19 protein-coding genes are annotated in these 20,027 nt (G+C 70.6%); 6 read left to right on the top strand and 13 right to left on the bottom strand.

All coding sequences use genetic code 11. The annotated features are described in order from the left end of the window. Positions 1 to 361: 361 nt before the first annotated feature. On the bottom strand, positions 362 to 2,449 hold the full coding sequence (rocD, locus tag ABEA30_RS15920) for an ornithine--oxo-acid transaminase (RefSeq protein ID WP_386085807.1): 2,088 nt from the start codon (positions 2,447 to 2,449) through the stop codon (positions 362 to 364). A 155-nt stretch (positions 2,450 to 2,604) separates the two neighbouring features. On the opposite strand from rocD, the gene ABEA30_RS04800 reads away from it, so the two are divergent. Further along, positions 2,605 to 3,921 (top strand): MFS transporter, encoded by a 1,317-nt coding sequence (locus ABEA30_RS04800; RefSeq protein WP_345579779.1) that lies wholly within the window; start codon positions 2,605 to 2,607, stop codon positions 3,919 to 3,921. Positions 3,922 to 3,979: 58 nt separating this feature from the next. Here the strand turns inward: ABEA30_RS04800 and ABEA30_RS04805 are convergent, their stop codons facing one another. Beyond that, entirely contained in the window at positions 3,980 to 4,960 is a 981-nt protein-coding gene (locus ABEA30_RS04805; protein WP_345579782.1) for a ribose-phosphate diphosphokinase, read from the bottom strand. Between the two features lie 205 nt (positions 4,961 to 5,165). Between ABEA30_RS04805 and ABEA30_RS04810 the strand changes: the two genes are divergently transcribed. Genes ABEA30_RS04810 through ABEA30_RS04830 form a run of 5 tightly spaced genes read left to right on the top strand, consistent with a single transcriptional unit; the run spans position 5,166 to position 10,354 of the window. Then, complete coding sequence (locus tag ABEA30_RS04810) at positions 5,166 to 6,353, top strand: ABC transporter substrate-binding protein (RefSeq protein ID WP_345579785.1); 1,188 nt, start codon at positions 5,166 to 5,168, stop codon at positions 6,351 to 6,353. Continuing rightward, positions 6,353 to 7,240 (top strand): ABC transporter permease, encoded by an 888-nt coding sequence (locus ABEA30_RS04815; RefSeq protein WP_345579788.1) that lies wholly within the window; start codon positions 6,353 to 6,355, stop codon positions 7,238 to 7,240. Before ABEA30_RS04810 ends, ABEA30_RS04815 begins: the two co-directional genes overlap by 1 nt. Continuing rightward, complete coding sequence (locus ABEA30_RS04820; RefSeq protein WP_345579791.1) at positions 7,237 to 8,055, top strand: ABC transporter permease; 819 nt, start codon at positions 7,237 to 7,239, stop codon at positions 8,053 to 8,055. Before ABEA30_RS04815 ends, ABEA30_RS04820 begins: the two co-directional genes overlap by 4 nt. After that, a complete protein-coding gene (locus ABEA30_RS04825) occupies positions 8,052 to 9,116 on the top strand; it encodes an ABC transporter ATP-binding protein (RefSeq protein WP_345579794.1) in 1,065 nt (354 codons plus the stop codon). The genes ABEA30_RS04820 and ABEA30_RS04825 overlap by 4 nt, the downstream gene beginning before the upstream one ends. Before the next feature lie 50 nt (positions 9,117 to 9,166). Beyond that, on the top strand, positions 9,167 to 10,354 hold the full coding sequence (locus ABEA30_RS04830; protein ID WP_345579797.1) for a TIGR04053 family radical SAM/SPASM domain-containing protein: 1,188 nt from the start codon (positions 9,167 to 9,169) through the stop codon (positions 10,352 to 10,354). Here the strand turns inward: ABEA30_RS04830 and ABEA30_RS04835 are convergent. Genes ABEA30_RS04835 through ABEA30_RS04885 form a run of 11 tightly spaced genes read right to left on the bottom strand, consistent with a single transcriptional unit; the run spans position 10,351 to position 20,011 of the window. Beyond that, positions 10,351 to 11,529 carry an acetyl-CoA C-acetyltransferase gene (locus tag ABEA30_RS04835; protein ID WP_345579800.1) on the bottom strand — a complete coding sequence of 393 codons (1,179 nt, stop codon included), beginning with the start codon at positions 11,527 to 11,529 and terminating at the stop codon, positions 10,351 to 10,353. The genes ABEA30_RS04830 and ABEA30_RS04835 overlap by 4 nt on opposite strands. Continuing rightward, positions 11,526 to 12,173 (bottom strand): CoA transferase subunit B, encoded by a 648-nt coding sequence (locus ABEA30_RS04840; protein ID WP_345579803.1) that lies wholly within the window; start codon positions 12,171 to 12,173, stop codon positions 11,526 to 11,528. The genes ABEA30_RS04835 and ABEA30_RS04840 overlap by 4 nt, the downstream gene beginning before the upstream one ends. Position 12,174: 1 nt before the next feature. Next, entirely contained in the window at positions 12,175 to 12,882 is a 708-nt protein-coding gene (locus ABEA30_RS04845; protein ID WP_345579806.1) for a CoA transferase subunit A, read from the bottom strand. Continuing rightward, complete coding sequence (locus ABEA30_RS04850) at positions 12,879 to 13,754, bottom strand: alpha/beta fold hydrolase (RefSeq protein ID WP_345579809.1); 876 nt, start codon at positions 13,752 to 13,754, stop codon at positions 12,879 to 12,881. The genes ABEA30_RS04845 and ABEA30_RS04850 overlap by 4 nt, the downstream gene beginning before the upstream one ends. Next, on the bottom strand, positions 13,751 to 14,500 hold the full coding sequence (locus tag ABEA30_RS04855; RefSeq protein WP_345579812.1) for a 3-hydroxybutyrate dehydrogenase: 750 nt from the start codon (positions 14,498 to 14,500) through the stop codon (positions 13,751 to 13,753). The genes ABEA30_RS04850 and ABEA30_RS04855 overlap by 4 nt, the downstream gene beginning before the upstream one ends. After that, positions 14,497 to 15,111, bottom strand: coding sequence for a TetR/AcrR family transcriptional regulator (locus tag ABEA30_RS04860; RefSeq protein ID WP_345579815.1), 615 nt, complete (start codon positions 15,109 to 15,111; stop codon positions 14,497 to 14,499). The genes ABEA30_RS04855 and ABEA30_RS04860 overlap by 4 nt, the downstream gene beginning before the upstream one ends. Beyond that, positions 15,108 to 16,616 (bottom strand): class I adenylate-forming enzyme family protein, encoded by a 1,509-nt coding sequence (locus tag ABEA30_RS04865; RefSeq protein ID WP_345579818.1) that lies wholly within the window; start codon positions 16,614 to 16,616, stop codon positions 15,108 to 15,110. Before ABEA30_RS04865 ends, ABEA30_RS04860 begins: the two co-directional genes overlap by 4 nt. Then, positions 16,613 to 17,689 (bottom strand): branched-chain amino acid ABC transporter permease, encoded by a 1,077-nt coding sequence (locus tag ABEA30_RS04870; RefSeq protein ID WP_345579821.1) that lies wholly within the window; start codon positions 17,687 to 17,689, stop codon positions 16,613 to 16,615. Before ABEA30_RS04870 ends, ABEA30_RS04865 begins: the two co-directional genes overlap by 4 nt. Next, positions 17,686 to 18,561 (bottom strand): branched-chain amino acid ABC transporter permease, encoded by an 876-nt coding sequence (locus ABEA30_RS04875; RefSeq protein ID WP_345579824.1) that lies wholly within the window; start codon positions 18,559 to 18,561, stop codon positions 17,686 to 17,688. Before ABEA30_RS04875 ends, ABEA30_RS04870 begins: the two co-directional genes overlap by 4 nt. Continuing rightward, the gene (locus tag ABEA30_RS04880; RefSeq protein WP_345579827.1) at positions 18,558 to 19,268 is read right to left on the bottom strand and encodes an ABC transporter ATP-binding protein; all 711 of its coding nucleotides are present in this window, start codon (positions 19,266 to 19,268) and stop codon (positions 18,558 to 18,560) included. The genes ABEA30_RS04875 and ABEA30_RS04880 overlap by 4 nt, the downstream gene beginning before the upstream one ends. After that, on the bottom strand, positions 19,265 to 20,011 hold the full coding sequence (locus ABEA30_RS04885) for an ABC transporter ATP-binding protein (protein WP_345579829.1): 747 nt from the start codon (positions 20,009 to 20,011) through the stop codon (positions 19,265 to 19,267). The genes ABEA30_RS04880 and ABEA30_RS04885 overlap by 4 nt, the downstream gene beginning before the upstream one ends. Positions 20,012 to 20,027 lie beyond the last annotated feature (16 nt).

Raw genomic sequence — 20,027 nt, forward strand, 5'->3', positions numbered from 1 at the left:
GGTGTTCGACCAGCGCGAGGCGTTGTTCGAACTTCAACGGGTCCGGGGAGAGTGAGGCAGCGGTGTCCCACAGCGCGGCCATCGCGCGTTGCAGCAGCTCGACTGTCTCGTTCATGACCACTATTCTAAACGAGCATGGGGTCAATATCGATGACGTTTGCCATCGAATCCCCAACGTCTTTGGTGGGGGTGCTGGGTCGGCTGCGGGGCCCCTTCGTCGTGTCCTGGTGCTCGTCCCTCGCACATGCCACGCTCAGGGACCGGCCCTTCGTCGTGGCTTGGTGCTTCCTTCGATTGTTCGCTCGTTCCTCGCGAACACTCAGGACAAGCGCAAGCTCGCAGGGCACGCTCAGGGACCGGCTCAGGGGGCGACGTCGCTCAGGGCGAGCCGCAGCTGCTCCACCGCCCAATCCAGCTCGGACTCACTGATCACCAACGGCGGGGCGATGCGCACGGTCTGCCCATGCGTGTCCTTCACCAGCACGCCCCGCTGCATCAGCCGCTCGCTGACCTCCCGGGCCGTGCCGACCGCGGGGTCGACGTCGACGCCGGCCCACAGCCCCGCCACGCGGACGGCGGTGACACCGTGCCCCATCAACTCCTCGAGCCGACCCGCCAAGTGCCCGCCCAGCCGACGTGCGCGCTCCTGGAACTCGCCGGTCTGCAGCATCTCCACCACCCGCAGCCCCACGGCCGCCGCCAGCGGGTTGCCGCCGAACGTCGAACCGTGCTCACCCGGCCGGATCACGCCCAGCACCTCGCGGCTGCCCACCACGGCCGACACCGGCAGGATGCCGCCTCCCAGCGCCTTGCCCAGCAGGTACAGGTCGGGCACCACGCCCTCGCGGTCGCAGGCGAACGTCTCGCCCACCCGGCCCAGGCCCGACTGGATCTCATCGGCCAGGAACAACACGTTTCGCTCGTCGCAGAGCTGCCGGATCCGCCGCAAGTAGCCGTCGGGCGGGATGATCACGCCCGCCTCGCCCTGGATCGGCTCGACGAGCACCGCCGCCGTCTCGTCCGTGATCGCGGCCGCGATCGCGTCGGCGTCGCCGTAGGGCACCATGTCGAAGCCGGGGGTGTAGGGGCCGAAGTCGTTGCGGGCCACGGGGTCGTCGCTGAAGCTCACCACCGTCGTCGTCCTGCCGTGGAAGTTGCCGGCCGCCACCACGATGCGCGCCTTCCCCGCCGGGATGCCCTTGACGCGGTAGCCCCACGCACGGGCCACCTTGATCCCGGTCTCCACGGCCTCTGCGCCGGTGTTCATCGGCAGCACCAGGTCCTTGCCGCACAGCCGCGCCAACGCCTCAGCGAAGGGCTCCAGGCGGTCGTTCCTGAACGCCCGGCTGGTGAGCGTCACGCGCCCCAGCTGCTCGGCAACCGCGTCGACCAGCGCCGGATGGCGGTGCCCGAAGTTCACTGCGGAGTAGGCGGCCAGCAGGTCGAGGTACCGTCGGCCCTCGGTGTCGGTCACCCACACGCCCTCCGCCGACGCGATGGTCACCGGCAGCGGGTGGTAGTTCTCCGCCACGTGCAGCTCGGCCGCGCCACCATCGACGACACGGGGGCCCGACGGCGACACCTCGCTGCCCCTCAATTCCAGCGTGCAGCACTTGATGCCACCGCCGCCCAGCAGCAGTTCCGACAGGTCCACCGGGATGGGCTGGAAGCCCCGCTCCCGAAGTTGCCGGGCGAACTCGTGCGCCGAGCGGGGGAGGATCACGTGGTAGCCGTCGCTGACGCAGTTGAGCCCGAACACGGCGCCGTCCTCATCGGAGACGACGATGGCGTCGGGGTATCGCTCCTCGAGCACCGCCCGGCTGGCGGCGTCGAAGGCGCTGGGCAGGTAGGCGATCTCGCCGCGCTCGGAGTCCAGCACGGCGATGGCCATGTCCAGGTGGTAGAACCGGGCGTCGATGAGGGTGAGCGAGACCACCTCGCGCTCGAACAGCTCGGCCACCTCACGGTGGCTCTCCGGCGTGGAGCGGAACCCGGTGCCGGCCAGGATGGTGTCGCCCACCAGGAGGAAGTCGCCCTCGCCCTCGTTGACGTGCGTCGGCTCGACGGTGTCGTAGCCGTTGCCGCGGAACCAGTCGGCGAACGCAGCCGCCTCGCCGGCCCGCTCCGGGTACAGGCACCTGGGCAGGTACGCCCGGCCGTCGACGACGAGGCCGCCGTTGGCGGTGTAGACCATGTCGGGCAGGCCGCGGACGGGCTCGATGAGCTCGACGTCGTGCCCGAGCGCCACGTACAGGTCGTGCAGTTCCTGCCACTGGGCGACGGCGCGGGCAGTGTCGGTGGGCCGGTCGGGCTGCATCCACGGGTTGATGGCGTAGGTGACCTCGAAGTGGTCTGGCCTGCACATCAGGAAACGACGGTGGTGCGGGGTGCGTCGTTCGGCGTCGGGGGCCGTGACGTGGGAGATGGCGGTATCCAGTGCTGCGGACATGGTTGCTCCTCGGAGGCGACGAGGCGGACGCTGTCCAGTGGCCCGGCGGAAGTTCGACCCGTCCGCAGCGGAGCGGACGAGGAAGATGCGACACGGGCACGCCACTTTCATTCTGGCACACGGGCCGCAGCGTGGGCAGAGGCTAGGGTTGCTTTGTGAGTACAAGCGGGTACGGCCGTGCCGCGTGGGTCGTCTGGGGAGTCGGCCTGCTCGCCTACGCCGTCGCCGTGATGCACCGCACGTCCCTCGGCGTGGCGGGCCTGGAGGCCGCCCAGCACTTCGGCACCACCCCGGGCATCATCTCCACGTTCGTGGTGCTGCAGCTGGCGGTCTACGCGCTGGCCCAGGTGCCCGTGGGGCTGACCCTCGACCGGTACGGGTCACGGGCCGTCATGACCGGCGGCCTCCTGCTGATCGTCGGCGGGCAGGCCCTGTTGGCGCTCGCCGACGACCTGCCGCTCGCGTACGCGGCCCGCATCCTGCTCGGCGTGGGTGACGCCTGCATCTTCAACGGCATCCTCAAACTGCTGCCGCGCTGGTTCGAGCCCCGCCGCATCCCCATCCTCACGCAGGTCACCGGCATGTTCGCCGGGTTCGGCCAGATAGCGTCGGTGGTGCTGGTGCTGCCGCTCATCCAGACGATGGGCTGGCGCATGGGCCTGCTGCTCGTCGCCGGCGCGAGCGTGTTCGCGGCCCTCGCCATCGTCGGTTGGGTGCGCAACGCGCCACCCGGCGAGGAGGCCGACACCGTCGTCGACCCGCTGCGCGAGATCCCCGGCCGCATCGCCGGCGTCACGCGGCACCCCGCCACGCAGCTCGGGTTCTGGGTGCACTTCACCTCCGGCTTCTCGATGAACGCGTTCATCTTCATGTGGGGCATGCCGTACCTCATCGTGGGGCAGGGCCTCAGCCAGCTGCAGGCCTCCGGCCTGTTCACGTTCCTGTCGATCGCGTCGATGTTCGCGGGGCCGGTCATCGGGGCGCTCACCGCACGGCATCCGCTGCGGCGCAGCACCCTGGCGCTCATCGTCGTGTGGTCGCTGATGCTCGTGTGGGCCGCGGTACTGCTGTGGCCGGGCCGCGCGCCGTGGGTGCTGCTGGTGCTGCTCGTCGTCGTCCTGTCGGTGGGCGGCCCGGGCACGGGCATCGGTTTCGACTTCCCGCGCACCTCGCTGCCGTCGACGCGGCTGGGTGCGGCCAACGGCATCGTCATCACCGGCGCGTTCACCGGCGGCACGCTGCTGATCCTGCTGATGGGTGTGTTCCTCGACTGGATCGCGGGCGGCCGCGCCTACACGCCGGAGCACCTCCGGCTGGCCTGGGCGCTGCAGGCGCCGTTCTTCCTCGTCGGCATCGCGGGCATCCTGCTGAGCCGGCGCCGGCTCCGCAAGCTGATGGAGGCGCAGGGCGTGGTGGTGCCCAGCTGGCGCGAGGTGCTCGAACGCCTGCGCCGCCGTCGCGGTCTGGGGTAGGCAGGCGGGGCAGTTTGGGGCCCTTCGACCTTCGCTGGCGCTCAGGCTCAGGGAGCGATCAGAACAGGCCCTCGGGCTGCGGCGGCGGAGCGTGCGTCGGGTCCACGTTGTCGAACAGCTTCGACACGGAGCGCCCGTTGTGGATGCGGTCGATCGCGCTGGCGAACAGTTGCGCGACGCTCAGGCACGTCAGGCCCGGGAAGTTCTTCGGCGCCGGGACGGTGTTGGTGGACACGATCTCCTTGATCGCGTCGGTGCCCATCAACTTCTCGACGGCGTTGCCGGTGAAGAGCCCGTGCGTGCAGGCCACGCTCACCTCGGCCGCGCCGAAGTCCTGCAGCGCCCGCACGATCTCCACGATGGAGCCGCCGGTGGCGATCTCGTCGTCGAGCACGATCGCGCGCTTGCCCTGCACGTCGCCGACGATGGCGTCGATGACCACCTTGTCGTCGGCCTTGCGCTGCTTCGAGCCGGCCGCGACGGGGAGGTTCAGCAGCCGCGACAACAGCGTCGCCTGCTTCGCGTTGCCCAGATCGGGCGAGACGACCACGCAATTGGTGAGGTCCTTGTCGCGGTAGTGGTCGGCGATCACGCCCAGCGCGGTGAGGTGGTCCACGGGCACCGAGAAGAAGCCGTGCACCTGGGGCGCGTGCAGGTTCATCGTCAGTACCCGGTCCACGCCCGCCGTCGCGAGCATGTCGGCCACCAGCTTGCCGCCGATCGAGATGCGCGAGGCGTCCTTCTTGTCGGAGCGCGCGTAGGCGTAGTGGGGGATGACGGCGGTGATCTGCCCGGCGGAGGCGCCGCGGGCCGCGTCGATCATCAGCAGCAGCTCCATGAGGTGCTCCTGCGTGGGCGGCACCAACGGCTGCACGATGTAGACGTCGCGCTGGCGGCAGTTGGCCAGGAGCTGGGCCTGGAGGCAGTCGTTGCTGAAACGTGAGATCTTCACCCCGGAGCGCCGCAGCCCCAGGTGGTCGCAGATCTCGTCGGCAAGCTCAGGATGTGCCGACCCGGAGAAAACGACGATGCCCTTCACCGGCAACCCCTAACGTCCTCGGTCTGGCCACAGCCTAGCGATCCGGACACCCCCGCCGCTGCCGGGTTCAGCGACACGGCCACCAGAGGCGCGTCGCCAACCGTTCACCCGCCGTTCAGGTAGCGCGCAGGAATCGTTCAGCCGACAGGCATAGCTTCCACGGCGGTGGTCGGACGACTGCCCCGAACGAGAAGAGGACACGCTCATGCGAGCAACCCGTACAGCCGCCTTCGTCGGCCTCGCCGCCCTGGTGACGCTCAGCGCCTGCGGTGCGGACAGCACCACCCCGGCCGACGGCGAACAAGCCGCCGCTGCCAACGCCGCTGCCGGCGACGCCTGCGCCCCCGTCGACATCGAGGCGAAGGAGGCCGAGATCGACGCGGCCACCGCCACCTCCGCCGCCGACTTCGGCGGCATCGACGGCCTCGTCGCCGCCGCGAAGGCCGAGGGCCAGCTCAACACCATCGCGCTGCCCCACGACTGGGCGAACTACGGCCAGATCATCGACTGCTTCAAGAACAAGTACGGCATCACCATCAACGAGCAGGCCCCCGACGCCTCCTCGGCCGAGGAGATCGCCGCCGCCGAGGCCAACAAGGGCACCGACAAGGCTCCCGACGTGTTCGACCTGGGCACCAACGTCGCGCTGTCGTCGACCGACTACTTCGCCCCCTACAAGGTGGAGCAGTTCGACGAGATCCCGGCCGACCAGAAGGAGGAGACCGGCCTGTGGGTCTCCGACTACACCGGCGTCATGGTGGTGGGCTACAACAAGACCCTCTTCGGTGAGATCACCTCGATCGACGAGCTGACCGACGCCAAGTTCGCCGGCACCGTCGCCCTCAACGGCAAGCCCGCCGAGGCCGGCGCCGCGTTCAACGGCTTCCTCCTGGCCAACCTGGCCAACGGCGGCTCCATGGCAGACCCGCAGCCGGGCCTGGACTACTTCAAGAAGCTCAACGAGGCCAAGGTGCTGAACCTGACCGACGTCACCCCGGGCACCATCGAGTCCGGTGAGCACGGCGTCGTCTTCGACTGGTCCTACAACATGGTGCCCGTCACGGAGAAGCTCGAGGCGCAGGGCGTCGAGTGGGCCACGTTCCTGCCCGAGGACATCGCGCTGGGCTCGTACTACAAGCAGGCCATCAACGTCGACGCCCCCAACCCGGCGGCCGCTCGCCTGTGGCAGGAGTTCCTGTACTCCGCCGCCGCGCAGAACCTGTGGGCCGAGGGCGGCGCCGTGCCGGTGCTCAACGGCCTCTACGGCGACGACTTCTCCGACGAGGCCAAGGCAGCCGCCCCGCAGGTCGACGCGCTCGTCTCGCCCACCACTGAGGAGGCCGACGCCATCACCGCGTTCCTCCAGTCCAACTGGGACTCGACGATCTCCTGATGCTCCAGACGGCAGCGGGCGTGAAGGCGCCCAGGACACGCCTCGCGCGGCAGGTGCGCGACGCGGCGGTGACGCTTCCCTTCTTCGCCTATCTTGCGGTGTTCCTGTTCCTGCCGACGGTCATCGTGATCTTCGGCGCGTTCAGGAACCGCGCGGGGGAGTTCACCGTCGACGGCGTGGCCAAGCTCTTCACGCCCGCTACCGCCCAGATCTTCGCCACGACGGCGTGGTTGTCGTTCGCGTCGGCGCTCATCGGCGCCGTCGTGGGCGGCGTCGCGGCCCATGCGCTGTCCACCGTGCCGCCCTCATCGCCGCTGCACCGCGTCTACACCGCGGTGTCGTCGGTGCTGGCGCAGTTCGGCGGCGTGATGCTCGCGTTCGCGTTCATCTCCGTGCTGGGCAAGAACGGCAACTTCACCCGCCTCATGGCCGGCGCCTTCGGCATCACCGTGCCGGGCGACTTCCTCACCTCGGTGCCCGGCCTCATCGTCGTGTACTGCTACTTCCAGATCCCGCTGATGATCATCGTGTTCCTCCCGGCCGTGTCAGGGCTGCGCAAGGAATGGCGCGACGCCACCGACAACCTGGGCGGCTCCGGCTGGACCTACTGGACGCGCGTGGCCGGGCCCATCCTCGCGCCCAGCTTCCTCGGCAGCTTCCTGCTGCTGTTCGCCAACGCGTTCTCGGCCTACGCCACCGCGGCCGCGCTCATCTCGCAGCGCACCATCATCGTGCCGATGGCCATCGAGGGCGCCATTCGCAACGAGAACAACATCGACATGCACTCGTACGCGCAGGCGCTGGCCACCGGCATGATCGTCGTGATCGCCGTGGTGATGGCGCTGTACGCGCTGCTGCAGAAGCGCACCGCGAGGTGGACCCGATGAGCCGCAGCGGGGCCCGCGCCCGCCGCCAGGCGGTGATGCGCTGGGTGGTGCTCGGCGCCGTCGGGCTGTTCCTCGCCTACCCCCTCTACGCGCTGTTCGAGTTCTCCATCCGCTTCCCCCTCACCGGCGCCTACTCGTGGGACGCGTGGGGCCGCCTGTTCGGCGCGGGCGATGCAGCCCGCCTGGGCCCGCTCTACACCGGCCTGACCAACTCGCTCATCATCGCGGTGCTGACGCTGACCATCATGTTCGTGCTCCTGCTGCCCACGATGGTGTGGGTGCGGCTCCGGTTGCCGCAGCTGTCGCGCATCGTGGAGTTCATCGTCCTGCTCCCGCTGACGCTGCCGGCGATCGTGCTGGTGGTGGGCCTCGTGCCGGTGTACCGCTTCATCGCCACGCGCGTGCTCGACACCAACGCCATCTGGCTTTGCTTCGCCTACGTGGTGCTGGTGCTGCCGTTCGCGTACCGCGCGCTCGACTCCGGCCTCAGCGCCATCGACGTGCGCACGCTCACCGCCGCCGCCCGCTCCATGGGCGCCTCGTGGCCGACGGTGTTGCTGCGGGTGGTCCTGCCCAACCTCCGCAATGCGGTGGCGTCGGCGGCGTTCATCTCGATCGCCGTCGTGCTGGGCGAGTTCACCATCGCCCGCATGCTGGCGCGCGAGAACCTCCAGACCGGCGTGATGCTGGTCAACCAGGCCGCGCCGCAGGTGGCGGCGGCCGTGTCCCTCCTCACCTTGCTGTTCGGCATCGCGCTGCTCGTCGGGCTCAGCTACATCACCTCGCGGCAGCCGAAGAAGAAGGTCAGGCCATGAACAACCACCCCGCCGTCGGCGTCGAGATGCGCGGCCTGCGCCGCAGCTTCGGCCAGGTGAAGGCGCTCGACGACCTCGACCTCGACATCCGCCCCGGCGAGCTCGTCGCCCTGCTGGGACCGTCCGGGTGCGGCAAGACGACGGCGCTGCGCGTGCTGTCCGGCCTGGAGGAACTCGACGCCGGCACCGTGTCGGTGGGTGCCCGCGACATCACCCACACCCCGCCGAACAAGCGCAACATGGCGATGGTGTTCCAGAGCTACTCGCTGTTCCCGCACCTCACGGTGACGGGCAACCTCGACTTCGCGCTGTCGATGCGCAAGGTGCCCCGCGGCAAGCGGCAGGCGATCATCGACGAGCACCTGGAGCTCGTCGGCCTCATCGCCCAGCGTGACCGCTACCCGCACGAGATGTCCGGCGGGCAGCAGCAGCGGGTGGCGCTGGCCCGGGCCCTGGCCTCGAAGCCCGACGTGCTGCTGCTCGACGAGCCGCTGTCGGCGCTCGACGCCAAGGTGCGCGTCCAGCTGCGCGACGAGATCCGCCGCATCCAGCAGGAACTGGGCACCACCACGCTGTTCGTCACGCATGACCAGGGCGAGGCCCTGGCGATGGCGGACCGGGTGGGCGTCATGCAGGCCGGCCGCCTCGAGCAGCTGAGCACGCCGCGCGAACTGTACGAACGCCCCGCCACGGAGTTCGTGGCGCGCTTCATCGGTGACACCAACGAGCTGCCGGGCGTGGTCTCGGCCGGTGGCGTGCTGGTGATGGACCAGTGGGTGCCGGCGCTGCCCGGGTCCATCCGGGAGGGGCGCGGCACTGCGCTGGTGCGGCCCGAGCGCGTCACCGTCACGGCCTGTGAGGACCACGTCGACGGCGGCGCGGGCAAGATGGCCACCGTGCGGCAGCTGTCGTTCCAGGGCGACCACGCCGTCGTGCACCTGGCGATGGCGGAGTCGGCCCAGGAGCTCACCGCGTTCGTCACGGCACGCGAGACGGCCGAGCTCGCGGTGGGCACCGACGTGCTGGTGGGCCTCGACCCGCTGCCCGTCCTCGTCGCCTAGCGCCGAGGTCCGGGTCCTGGAGTGGTTACTACTGCATGTAGGATCACGGCATGTCTCACCACCCCATGCACCAGCCGCAGTCGAAGGGCGTGGTCCGCACCCTGCACCACGACGCCGGCGAACGGCCCCACGTGCTGGTGTGGGAGGTCACCCGGGCGTGCCAGCTGGCGTGTCGGCACTGCCGTGCCGACGCCTTCACGAGGGCGGACCCACGCCAGCTGAGCACAGCACAGGGCAAGGCCCTGCTGGACGACTTCGCCGCCTACGGCACGCCCAAGCCCATCGTCATCCTGTCCGGTGGCGACGCGTTCGAGCGCCCCGACCTCGAGGAACTCATCGCCTACGGCACCTCGATCGGGCTACCGATGGCGCTGTCGCCGTCGGTGACGCCGCTGCTGACCGACGAGCGCCTCGCCTCCGTCCGCGAGGCAGGCGTGAAGGCGTTCTCCCTGTCGCTCGACGGCGCGACCGCCGAGACGCACGACTCGTTCCGCGGCATCAAGGGCACCTTCGACGACACCATGAAGGCTGCGGAACTCGTGGTCAAGCACGGGTTCCGGTTCCAGGTCAACACCACCATCTGCCGCAACAACCTGCGCGAACTGCCGCAGCTGCTGGCCACGACGATGAGCATGCAGGCCGGCATGTGGTACGTGCTGTTCCTCGTGCCGATGGGTCGCGGCTCGAACCTCGAACCGCTGGACCCCGAGGAGATGGAGGACGTGTTCCACTGGCTGCACGACGTCTCCGACCGGATCGCCGTCAAGGTGACGGAGGCGCCGAACTATCGTCGGGTCGCCATCCAGCGCGACGACCTGCGCGCCGCCGGCCAGCCCATGCCTGAGCGCGGTGAACTGCATGCGTGGTTGACGGAGGAGACCGAGCGGCTGCTGGGCAGCGTCGTCGAGCGTCGCACTCCGCGGCCGCCCATCGGGGTCAACAGCGGCCGGGGGTTCGCGTTCGTCGACCACATCGGCGACGTCTACCCCTCGGGCTTCCTGCCGTACAAGTGCGGCTCGGTGAAGGAGCAGTCGTTCCGCGAGATCTACGCCGAGGCGCCGATGATGAAGGCGCTGCGGGACCCGTCGTCGTACACCGGCAAGTGCGGCGTGTGCGAGTTCAACTGGATCTGCGGCGGGAGTCGCGCCAGGGCCCACGCGATGCTGGGCGACCCGTTGGCGTCGGACCCGACGTGCGTGTACCAGCCGCTCGCGGTCCGGGAGGGCCTGACGGCCTAGCCGGCGTGCAGGAGCAGGGCTTCGCCCTGGCCGCCGCCGCCACACAAGGCGACTCCGGCGCGCCCGGCCCCGCGACGGTGCAGCTCCAACGCCGCATGCAGCGCCAGCCGGGCGCCGGAGGCGCCGACGGGGTGGCCCAGCGCGACGGCGCCGCCGTGCAGGTTCGTCTTCTCCCAGGGGTAGTCCAACTCCTTCAGCGACGCCAGCGCGACGGCGGCGAAGGCCTCGTTGACCTCGATGAAGTCCAGCTCGTCCACCGCCCAGCCCGCGCGGTCCAGGGCCGCGGCCAGCGCGCGCGAGGGCTGCTCGTGCAGCTGCGTGTCGGGCCCGGCGACCTGGCCGGCCTCGCCCACGGCGCACAGCACGGTCAGCCCGTTGGCCTCCGCGTACTCCCGGGAGGTGACCACCAGGGCCGCTGCGCCGTCGGAGATCGGCGACGCGTTGCCCGCCGTGATCGTGCCGTCCTCGCGGAACGCCGGCCGCAGTCGACCCAGGGTATCGACGGTGGAGTCACCGCGCACGCCCTCATCGCTGGTCAGCACCAGGGGTTCGCCCCGCCGCTGCGGGATGGTCACCGGCGCGATCTCGTCGTCGAACAGCCCGTCGGCCGCGGCCCGGGCGGCCCGCACGTGCGAGTCTGCCGCCACCGCGTCCTGCTCCTCGCGGGTGAAGCCGTGCCGTTCGTTGCCGCGCTCGGTCAGCAGGCCCATCGAGATGCGGTCCGCCGCGTCGTCGAGCCCGTCGGCGGCCACGGCATCTTCCAGCGAGGCCGCCCCGTATTTCACGCCGGCGCGCACCCTAGCCAGGTGCGGCGCGTTGGTCATCGACTCCATGCCGCCGGCCACGACGACGTCGGCCTCGCCCAGACGGATCAACCGAGCCGCGTTCGTCACTGCGGCCAGCCCGGACAGGCACACCTTGTTGACCGTCTCGGCCGGCACGTCCATGCCCAGCCCGGCCGCCACCGCGGCCTGCTTCGCCGGGTTCTGCCCGCAGCCCGCCTGGATCACGTGACCCATGAACACGTACTGCACCGCCCCTGCGGCGACCCCGGCCCGCGAGAGCGCGGCCCGGATCGCGTGCGCGCCCAGGTCCACGGCCGTCAACGACGCCAGCTGCCCCAGCAGGCGACCCTGCGGGGTCCGCGCCCCGCCCACGATCACGACGTCCCTCATGCCGCCTCCTCCAGATCCACCGAGAACTCCGCGCCCGTCTTGGCCTCGAGTTCCTCCACCGAATGGCCCGGTGCCACCCGGCGCAGCACCAACCCGCCGTCGACCACGTCGAAGATGCAGAGGTCGGTGATGATGCGCTGCACCACGCCCTTGCCGGTCAGCGGCAGCGTGCACTCGGCCACGATCTTCGGTGACCCGTCCTTGGCCACGTGCTCGGTCAACACGATCACCCGCTCCGTGCCGGCCACCAGGTCCATCGCCCCGCCCATGCCCTTGACCAGCTTGCCGGGGATCTGCCAGTTCGCCAGGTCCCCGGAGCCGGAGACCTGCATGGCGCCGAGGATGGCCGCGGCCATCTTGCCGCCGCGGATCATGCCGAAGCTCGTGGCCGAATCGAAGATCGCCGCGCCGGGCAGCAGGGTGACGGTCTGCTTGCCCGCGTTGATGAGGTCCGGGTGCTCCTCGCCCTCGTAGGGGAACGGCCCCATCCCGAGGATGCCGTTCTCGCTCTGCAGCACCACGTGCACGCCGTCGGGCAGGTTGTTGGCCACCAGCGTGGGCATGCCGATGCCCAGGTTGACGTAGTCGCCGTCACGCAGCTCGGAGGCCGCCATCGCGGCCATCTCGTCCCTCGTCCACGCCATGTCACGCCTCCTGACGCATGCGCACGGTGCGCTGTTCGATGGGCTTCTCGCGCCCGGAATACTGCGCCAGGTGGTGCACGTACACCCCCGGCAGGTGCACCGCGTCGGGGTCGATGCCACCCAGTTCGACGATGTGCTCGGCCTCCGCGAACGTCACCCGCCCGGACGTGGCCACCACGGGGTTGAAGTTGCGGGCCGTGCGGTTGAACACCAGGTTGCCGCTCACGTCTGCGGTGTGGGCGTGCACCAGCGCCACGTCGGCGACGATGGCGCGCTCCAGCACGTACTCGCGGCCGTCGAAGACCTCCACAGGCTTGCCCTCGGCGATGATGGTGCCCACGCCCGTGGCGGTGTAGAACGCCGGGATGCCCGCGCCGCCGGCGCGCAGCCGCTCCGCGAGGGTGCCCTGCGGCACGAACTCCACCTCGAGCGAGCCGTCGATGTACTGCGCCATGAACGTCTTGTTCTCGCCCACGTAGGACGCCATCACCTTGGCCACCTGGTTGTTGTCCAGCAGCATCCCCAGGCCCACGCCGTCGATGCCCATGTTGTTCGACACCACGGTCAGCCCCCGAACGCCCGAATCCCGGACGATCTCGATCAGGTCCGTGGGATTGCCGGACAGGCCGAAGCCGCCCACGGCAAGGGTCATGCCGTCGAAGAGGTGGTCTCGCAGCACCGCTGCGATGTCGCCTCGAACCTTGCTCATCTCGCCACCTCCAGGCGCACGGCGTCGGCGACGGCGGCGGCGCCGTGTTCCGACAACGTGATCGTGTAGTGATTGGTGTCCGGCACGTCCACGACGGTGAACCCGGGCAGTCGGGCGGCCCATCCGGCCGCGTACTCGGGGGAGAAGAGCCCGCCCGGCTCGTCGACCATCCCGCGCGGCGCGCGCAGGAACAGCGTCGGCACCCGCAGCCGTTCCAGCGCCGTGCGGAAGTCGTTGCCGTCGGCGCGGCCCAGGTCGTGGAAGTCGCCCGCCATGGCGTTGTAGCTGGTGGCGGGCCGGTACGGGGGCTCGTCGCCGCTCAGGTCATAGCGGACGTAGCGCTCCACGTCCGCATTCCAGTCGGCGAACGCGGGGTGCTGCCGCCAGAACGCGATGTACTCCTCGGGGGAGTCGAACGTCATCGAGAGTCGCTGGGCTGCGGGGCCGAGGATGGCCTGCATCGCCTCGTCGGGGGTCGCGCCCGGGGGCATCGGCAGGGGCAGGCCGCCGTCGACCAGCACCAGGCGGTCGAGGAGGTGCGGGTGCCGGTCCGCCAGGGTGACGCAGACGAACCCGCCCATCGAGTGCCCCACGGGCAGCACGTGGTGGATGCCCAGGTGCTCCAGCGCGGCGGCCACGTCGTCGGCGTGCTGCGCCATGCCGTACGGCGCGGGCAGCGCGTTGGACCGGCCACGCCCGCGCAGGTCCGGCGCCACGATGCGCCAGCCGGGTAGCTGGCGGGCCAGCGGTGCCCACGCCCGCGACGACGACGTGATGCCGTGTACGGCGAGCAGCGTGCCCACCGGGTCGTGGTCCGGTTCCCACACGTGGCAGTAGATGCCGCCGGGCACCTGGACGTCTCGGCGGCTCATCGGGCCACCCACCCGCCGTCCATGACGTAGCTCGCGCCGGTGGCCATCCGCCCGTGCGGCCCGGCCAGGAACGACACCAGCGCGCCCAGGTCTGCCGGCTCCACGAACTCCTTGATGGCCGGCTGCACCAGCATGACCTTCTCGATCACCTCGGCCTCCGAGATGCCGTGCGACTTCGCCTGGTCGGCCACCTGGCCCTCGACGAGCGGGGTGCGCACGTAGCCCGGGTTGATGCACACGCTGCTGACGCCGTGCGGGCCGCCCTCGAGCGCGGTCACCTTCGACAAGCCCTCGAGCCCGTGCTTGGCCGACACGTACGCCGACTTGAACGGCGAGGCAACCAGGCCGTGCACCGACGAGATGTTGATGATCCGGCCGAACCCCTGCGCGTACATGTGCGGCAGCGCGGCGCGGATCAGCAGGAACGGGGCCTCCAGCATGATGCGGTGCAGCAACCGGAACGCGCCCGGGTCGAACTCCTCGATGGGGGAGACCCGCTGGATGCCCGCGCAGTTGACCAGGATGTCGCAGTCGAGCGTGAGGTCCTCGAGCGCGGCGGTGTCCGACAGGTCGACGACCCAGGCCTCGCCGCCCAGTGCCTCGGCGGTGGCCCGGGCGGCCGCCTCGTTGAGGTCTGCGACGACGACGAGCGCGCCGTCGGCTGCCAGCGCCTGGGCGCAGGCCAACCCGATGCCGCTGGCGCCGCCCGTGACGAGCGCCTTCCTGCCGGTCAGTGGGGTGCTCATGCCTGTCCTCCTCGGGGTTGCAGTGCGTTGGTGACGAAGTCCATGACGGCCTCGAACACGTCGTCGGGGATGCGCTGTGCCGGGTGGTCGGCGTCCCAGCTGAGGTAGCGCATGCCCACCACCTCGCCGACGCCCATCAGCGCCCAGGCGGCCACCTCCGGGTCGGCGACGGTGATCTCGTCGCGCCCGGCGGCCTCGGCCAGGGCCTGGGCGTAGCCCTCGAAGATGCGTGTGTAGTGCGTGCGCATCGCATCGGGCGCCACGAACCACGCCTCACGGATCAGCGGGTAGACCTCGGGGTGGCCGGCGAGGAAGTCGAAGTAGGCCCGGAACCCGCCGCGCTCGGCCTCGAGCCGGTCGGCGGCGCCCTCGGAGCCCTCGCGCATCGCGTTGCGCAACTGGCGGTTCAGGTCCACGACCACCTCGTGGTACAGCTCGGCCTTGCCGGGGAAGTAGAGGTAGAACGTGCCCATCGCCACGCCGGCGCCCTCGGTGATCTTCACGATCGACGCCTCGTGGTAGCCGTGCGAGGCGAACGCGGTGCGCGCCGAGGCCAGGATCTTGGCCTTGGTGCGCTCGCCACGTGCGGTGCGGGGTGCGGTGGTCGTCATCGACGACTCTCCTCTCTCAGTGCCCGGCGGCTGACCTTGTCGATGCCGGCGGTGGGCAGGGCGTCGGCGAAGGTGATCCTCGCCGGGGCTTTGAACGCGGCCAGGTGCGCGCGCACGTGGGCGATCAGCTCGGGGCCGTCCGCCGTCGCGCCCGGGCGCAGCACCACGTGGGCGTGGCCCACCTCGCCCCACACGTCGTCGGGCACGCCCACGACGGCGGCCTGCGCGACGGCGGGGTGCGTCAGCAGCGCCTCCTCCACCTCGGCGGGCGCGATGTTCTCGCCGCCGGAGATGTAGACGTCGTCGATGCGGCCCAGGATGGTGAAGTAGCCGGTCTCGTCGCGCGAGGCGAGGTCTCCGGTGTGGAGCCAACCGTCGCGCAGTGCGTCGTCGGTGGCGACGGGGTCGCCGAGGTAGCCGGCGAACAGCCCGGGCCCGCGCACCAGCAGCTCACCGGTGCCCGGTCCGACGACGGGTCGGCCCTGCACCGGATCCGCCAAAGCCACCTCGACGTGGGGGTAGGGGCGCCCGGCAGAGCCCACCCGCTCGAGGGCGTCCTCCGGCGGCAGGCACAGCACGTTGGGGCCGGCCTCGGTCAGGCCGTAGCCCTGGGTGAGGCGCACGCCGCGCGCGTGCCAGGTGCGCAGCAGTTGCGCGGAGGCGGGGGCGCCGCCGACGACGGCGGTGCGCAGCGTCGACAGGTCGGTGTCGTCGAAGGTGTACTCCTCGCTGAGCCGCCGGTAGTGCGTCGGCACGCCCATCATCGCGGTGATGCCGCGCGAGGGGATGAGCTCCAGGATGCGGCGGGCGTCGAACGTGCGCTCCAGCACGACGGTGGCGCCCACCGACCACGCCAGCAGCGGCTGGATGTTCCACCCGCCGGCGTGGTGCTGGGGCAGCACCGAGAGCACCACGTCGTCGCGGTCCAGCGGCACCACGCGCGAGAACGAGAGGTTGGTCCAGAAGCAGGTGTCGTGCGTCAGGACGGCGGCCTTGGGCCTGCCGGTGCTGCCGGAGGTGAAGATGATCAGCAGCGGGTCCTCGCCCTGCGGGCCGCGGCGCGGGCCGGCGGGGGAGGGGTGCGAGCGGGGCGGCACGCCGTAGGTGTCGAAGCGGGCGGTGCCCACGGGCTGGGGCAGCAGCGCCAGGGCCTCGCCGGCGAGGGTGGCGTACGCGTCCTCGACGACCACCAGCATCGGGTCTGCCACAGTCAGCGCGTAGGCCAGCTCCGCGGGGGCCGAGCGCCACGACAGCGGCACCAGCGCGATGCCGAGCCGGGCGCACGCGAACAGCCACACCACGTGGTCGGTGCTGCTGCCCGTCACGGTGGCGATCCGGTCACCTGCGCGGTAGCCGCCACGGGTGAGCCGCTCCGACAGCCGCCCGACGCGCTGCTCCAGCCGGGCGTAGGTGGTGGCGACGCCGCGGTCGTCGACGGCGACCCGGTCCGGGTAGGAGCGGGCGCTGTCGGTCAACCAGCGGTCGATCGTGTGGTCGGTGCTCACGTGATGTCCTCCAGCGCCTCGCGGGGGTGGCGCCCCCGTCGGCGCCCCACCATGCGGTTGAGCGTGCCAGACACGCCGCCCGGCAGGAAGAGCACGATGAGGATGAACAGCGTGCCCAGGATGAACATGGGCTCCGAGAGGGGGATGCGCAGGACGGCGGGCAGGTCTGCGATGGCGGGCGAGCTGGCCAACGCGTTGAGGCGCTGGTTCAGCAGCGTGTAGATGATCGCGCCCACGACGGCGCCCCACCGCGAGCCCACGCCGCCCAGCACCACCATGGTCAGCAGCGAGATGGTGAACTCGGTCGACACCGCCGTCGCCGATGCCCCCGATTGGAGCAGCAGGAACACCATGCCGGTGAACGTGGCCAGGGTGCCGCCCACGGCGAATGCGATGAGCTTGACCAGGTACGGGCGTCCGCCGAGCACCCGGACGCGGGTCTCGTTCTCGCGGACGGCGGCCACGTTGTGGCCGAGGCGGGAGTTCTCGATCCACGCCACGATGACGTAGACGACCGCGACGGTGATCAGCGCCACCCAGTAGAGGTTGCGGGTGTTGACCACGCCGATGAGGAGGTCCGGCACGTTGTCGGTGGCCATGGTGAGGCCCTCCTCGCCGCCGGTGAGGCGGCCGGGGTTGCGGCGCACCAGCACGTTGCCGGCCTGCGCGAACGCCAGCGTCACCATGGCGAACGAGATGCCGCTGACCCGGAGGCTGATGGCGCCCAGCACGTTCGCGATGAGGATGCCGATGACCAGCACGACGGCGGCCGCCGCGAGCAGCGGCAGCTGCGTGTTGCGCAGCACCACGGCCAAGCCGTAGACGCCGACGCCGAAGTACAGCGCGTGCCCGAACGAGAGCAGGCCGGCCACGCCGAAGATGAGGTGGTAGGACAGCGCGACCGCCACCATGAGCATGGTGAACGCCATGAGGTGCATGGAGCCCGCCGAGTAGGTGGGGCCGGGCAGGATGCCCAGGCCGGGGATGGCCAGCAGCGGCGCGACGAACAGGGCGACGACGACGGCCAGGCCGATGAGGTAGCCGCGGCCCTCGCGGGCGAGGAGCGTCTTCATGCCGCCGCCTTTCCGAGCAGGCCCTGCGGCCGGACGAGCAGCACCACGCCGAGCAACAGGACCACGATGAAGTCGCCGATGCCGAGGTAGAAGTTGGCGAACTGCTGCAGGAGGGCCACCAGCACCGAGGCGATGGCCGCCCCCGCCAGCGAGCCCATGCCTCCGATGACCGTCACGATGAACGCGAAGATCAACAGCGAGCCGCCCAGCAGCGGGGAGACGTAGCCGAAGAAGTGGCTGGCGAGCACGCCGCCGATGCCGGCCGCGATGCCGCCGATGGTGAACACGAGCGTGAACGCGCGGCGCACGTCGATGCCGAGGGCGGTGACCATCGACCGGTTCTCCACGCCGGCGCGGATGATGAGGCCGTAGCGGGTCTTGTTGAGGAACAACACCAGCCCACCCAGCACGAGGATGGCCGCGAGGATGGTGACGAAGCGGTCGTTGGGGATGCGGGCGCCGAGGATCTCGGTGGTCTCGCGCAGCCAGCCGCTCGAGTCCAGGAAGATCGGGTCCGGGCCCCAGATGCCCTCGAACAGAGCCACGGTGGCCAGCGACAGGCCCACGGTGACGAGGAGTTGCTCGATGTGGCGTTTGTACAGCGGCCGGATCAGGAGCAGCTCCGTGACGGCGGCGAAGATGCCGCCGACGACGGCGCCCACCAGGATCGAGCCGAAGAAGCCGGTGAAGGTGCCCGCGCCCAGGCGGCGCCCCACCTCGAAGCCGGCGAAGGCCGACAGGGTGAGGAACGAGCCGTGCGCGAAGTTCAGCACGCCCATCAGGCCGTAGATGAGGCTCAGGCCGGAGGCGACGAGGAAGTACAGGGCGCCCAGGCCCAGCCCGGTGAAGGTCAGGAGGATCAGCGTGCTCACTTCGTGGCCTCCCCGTGGACGCCGAGCAACTGCTGGACGCGCGCGGTGTCGTCGAGCAGTTCCCGGGCGTCACCGGTGTGGACGACGCGGCCGGAGTCGATGACGACCACCCGGTGCGCGAGTCGGTTGATGACCTGCAGGTTCTGTTCCACCAGCAGGATGGGGACGGTGCGGGCGGCCTCGTCGAGGACGGCGGCCACCTCGTGGACGATCTTGGGCGCCAGGCCCTTGGTGGGCTCGTCGACCAGCAGCAGGCGGTTGTCGTTGATGAGCGCCCGGCCCAGCGACACCATCTGCTGCTGCCCGCCCGACAGCGTGCCGGCGCGCTGCTGCGCGCGCTGCTTCAGCTCCGGGAACAGCTGGTGGATGAACTCCCAGCGAGGCTGGTCCTGGCGCGCTGCCAGCGTGAGGTTCTCCTCCACGGTCAGCATGCTGAACACCTCACGGTCCTCCGGCACGTAGGCGATGCCCCGCTGGATGATCCGGTGGGTGGGTTCGTGGTCGATGCGTTCACCGTCGAAGGTCACCGTGCCGGTGCGGTCGTACAGGCCGACGATGCCCTTCAGCGTGGAGGACTTGCCCACGCCGTTGCGGCCGAGCACGGCCGTGACGCCGGTGGCGGGCACCTCGAAGGTGATGTCCTCGACCACCTGCTGGCCGCCGACGGTGGCGCGCAGGTGCTCGACGGTGAGCAGGGGGGCGCTCATGCGATGTCTCCCAGGTAGGCCGACTGCACCGTCGGATTGGCCATGATGGCGCCGGGCTCGTCGAAGGCGAGGAGTTCGCCGTGGTGCATGACGGCGACCCTGCTGACCAGGCCGAGTACCACCTCGAGGTGGTGCTCGACGATCATGACGGTCTTGCCCAGGCTGTTGAGGTCGCGGATCACCTCGGTGAGCCCCGGCACGTCGGCGTGTGCGACGCCGGCCATGGGCTCGTCGAGGAGGATCACGCTGGGGTCCTGCGCGAGGAGGACGGCGATCTCGAGCTTGCGCTTGTCGCCGTGGCTGAGGTCGCCCGCCGCGGTGCGGCGCGACCCGAGCTGGACGACGTCGAGCATCTCCCGGGCCAGCCGGGTGGCGTCGTCGGCACTGCGCGGGAACTGGAGGATCGACAGGGTGCCGCCCAGCCGCTGCTGGGCGGCGAGCCGGACGTTCTCCAGGACGGACAACCGTGGGAACAGGCTGGAGGTCTGGAAGGTGCGGCCGAGGCCGTCGCGGGCGCGGGACGCCACCGAACGGTGGGTGACGTCCCTGCCGAGGAGGAGCACCCGGCCGCTGCTGGCCGGGTTGATGCCGCTGATCAGGTTGAACAGCGACGTCTTGCCCGCTCCGTTGGGGCCGATGACCCCCACCATCTCACCCGGTGCGACGGCCAGACTCACGTCCCGCACGATGCGTGCGCCGCCCACCTGCCAGCTGAGGTCCACGACCTCCAGCGCTGGTCCCACGGTTGTCTCCTGCGTC

The organism is Tessaracoccus lubricantis (assembly GCF_039544535.1).
Classification (GTDB): Bacteria; Actinomycetota; Actinomycetes; order Propionibacteriales; family Propionibacteriaceae; genus Arachnia; species Arachnia lubricantis.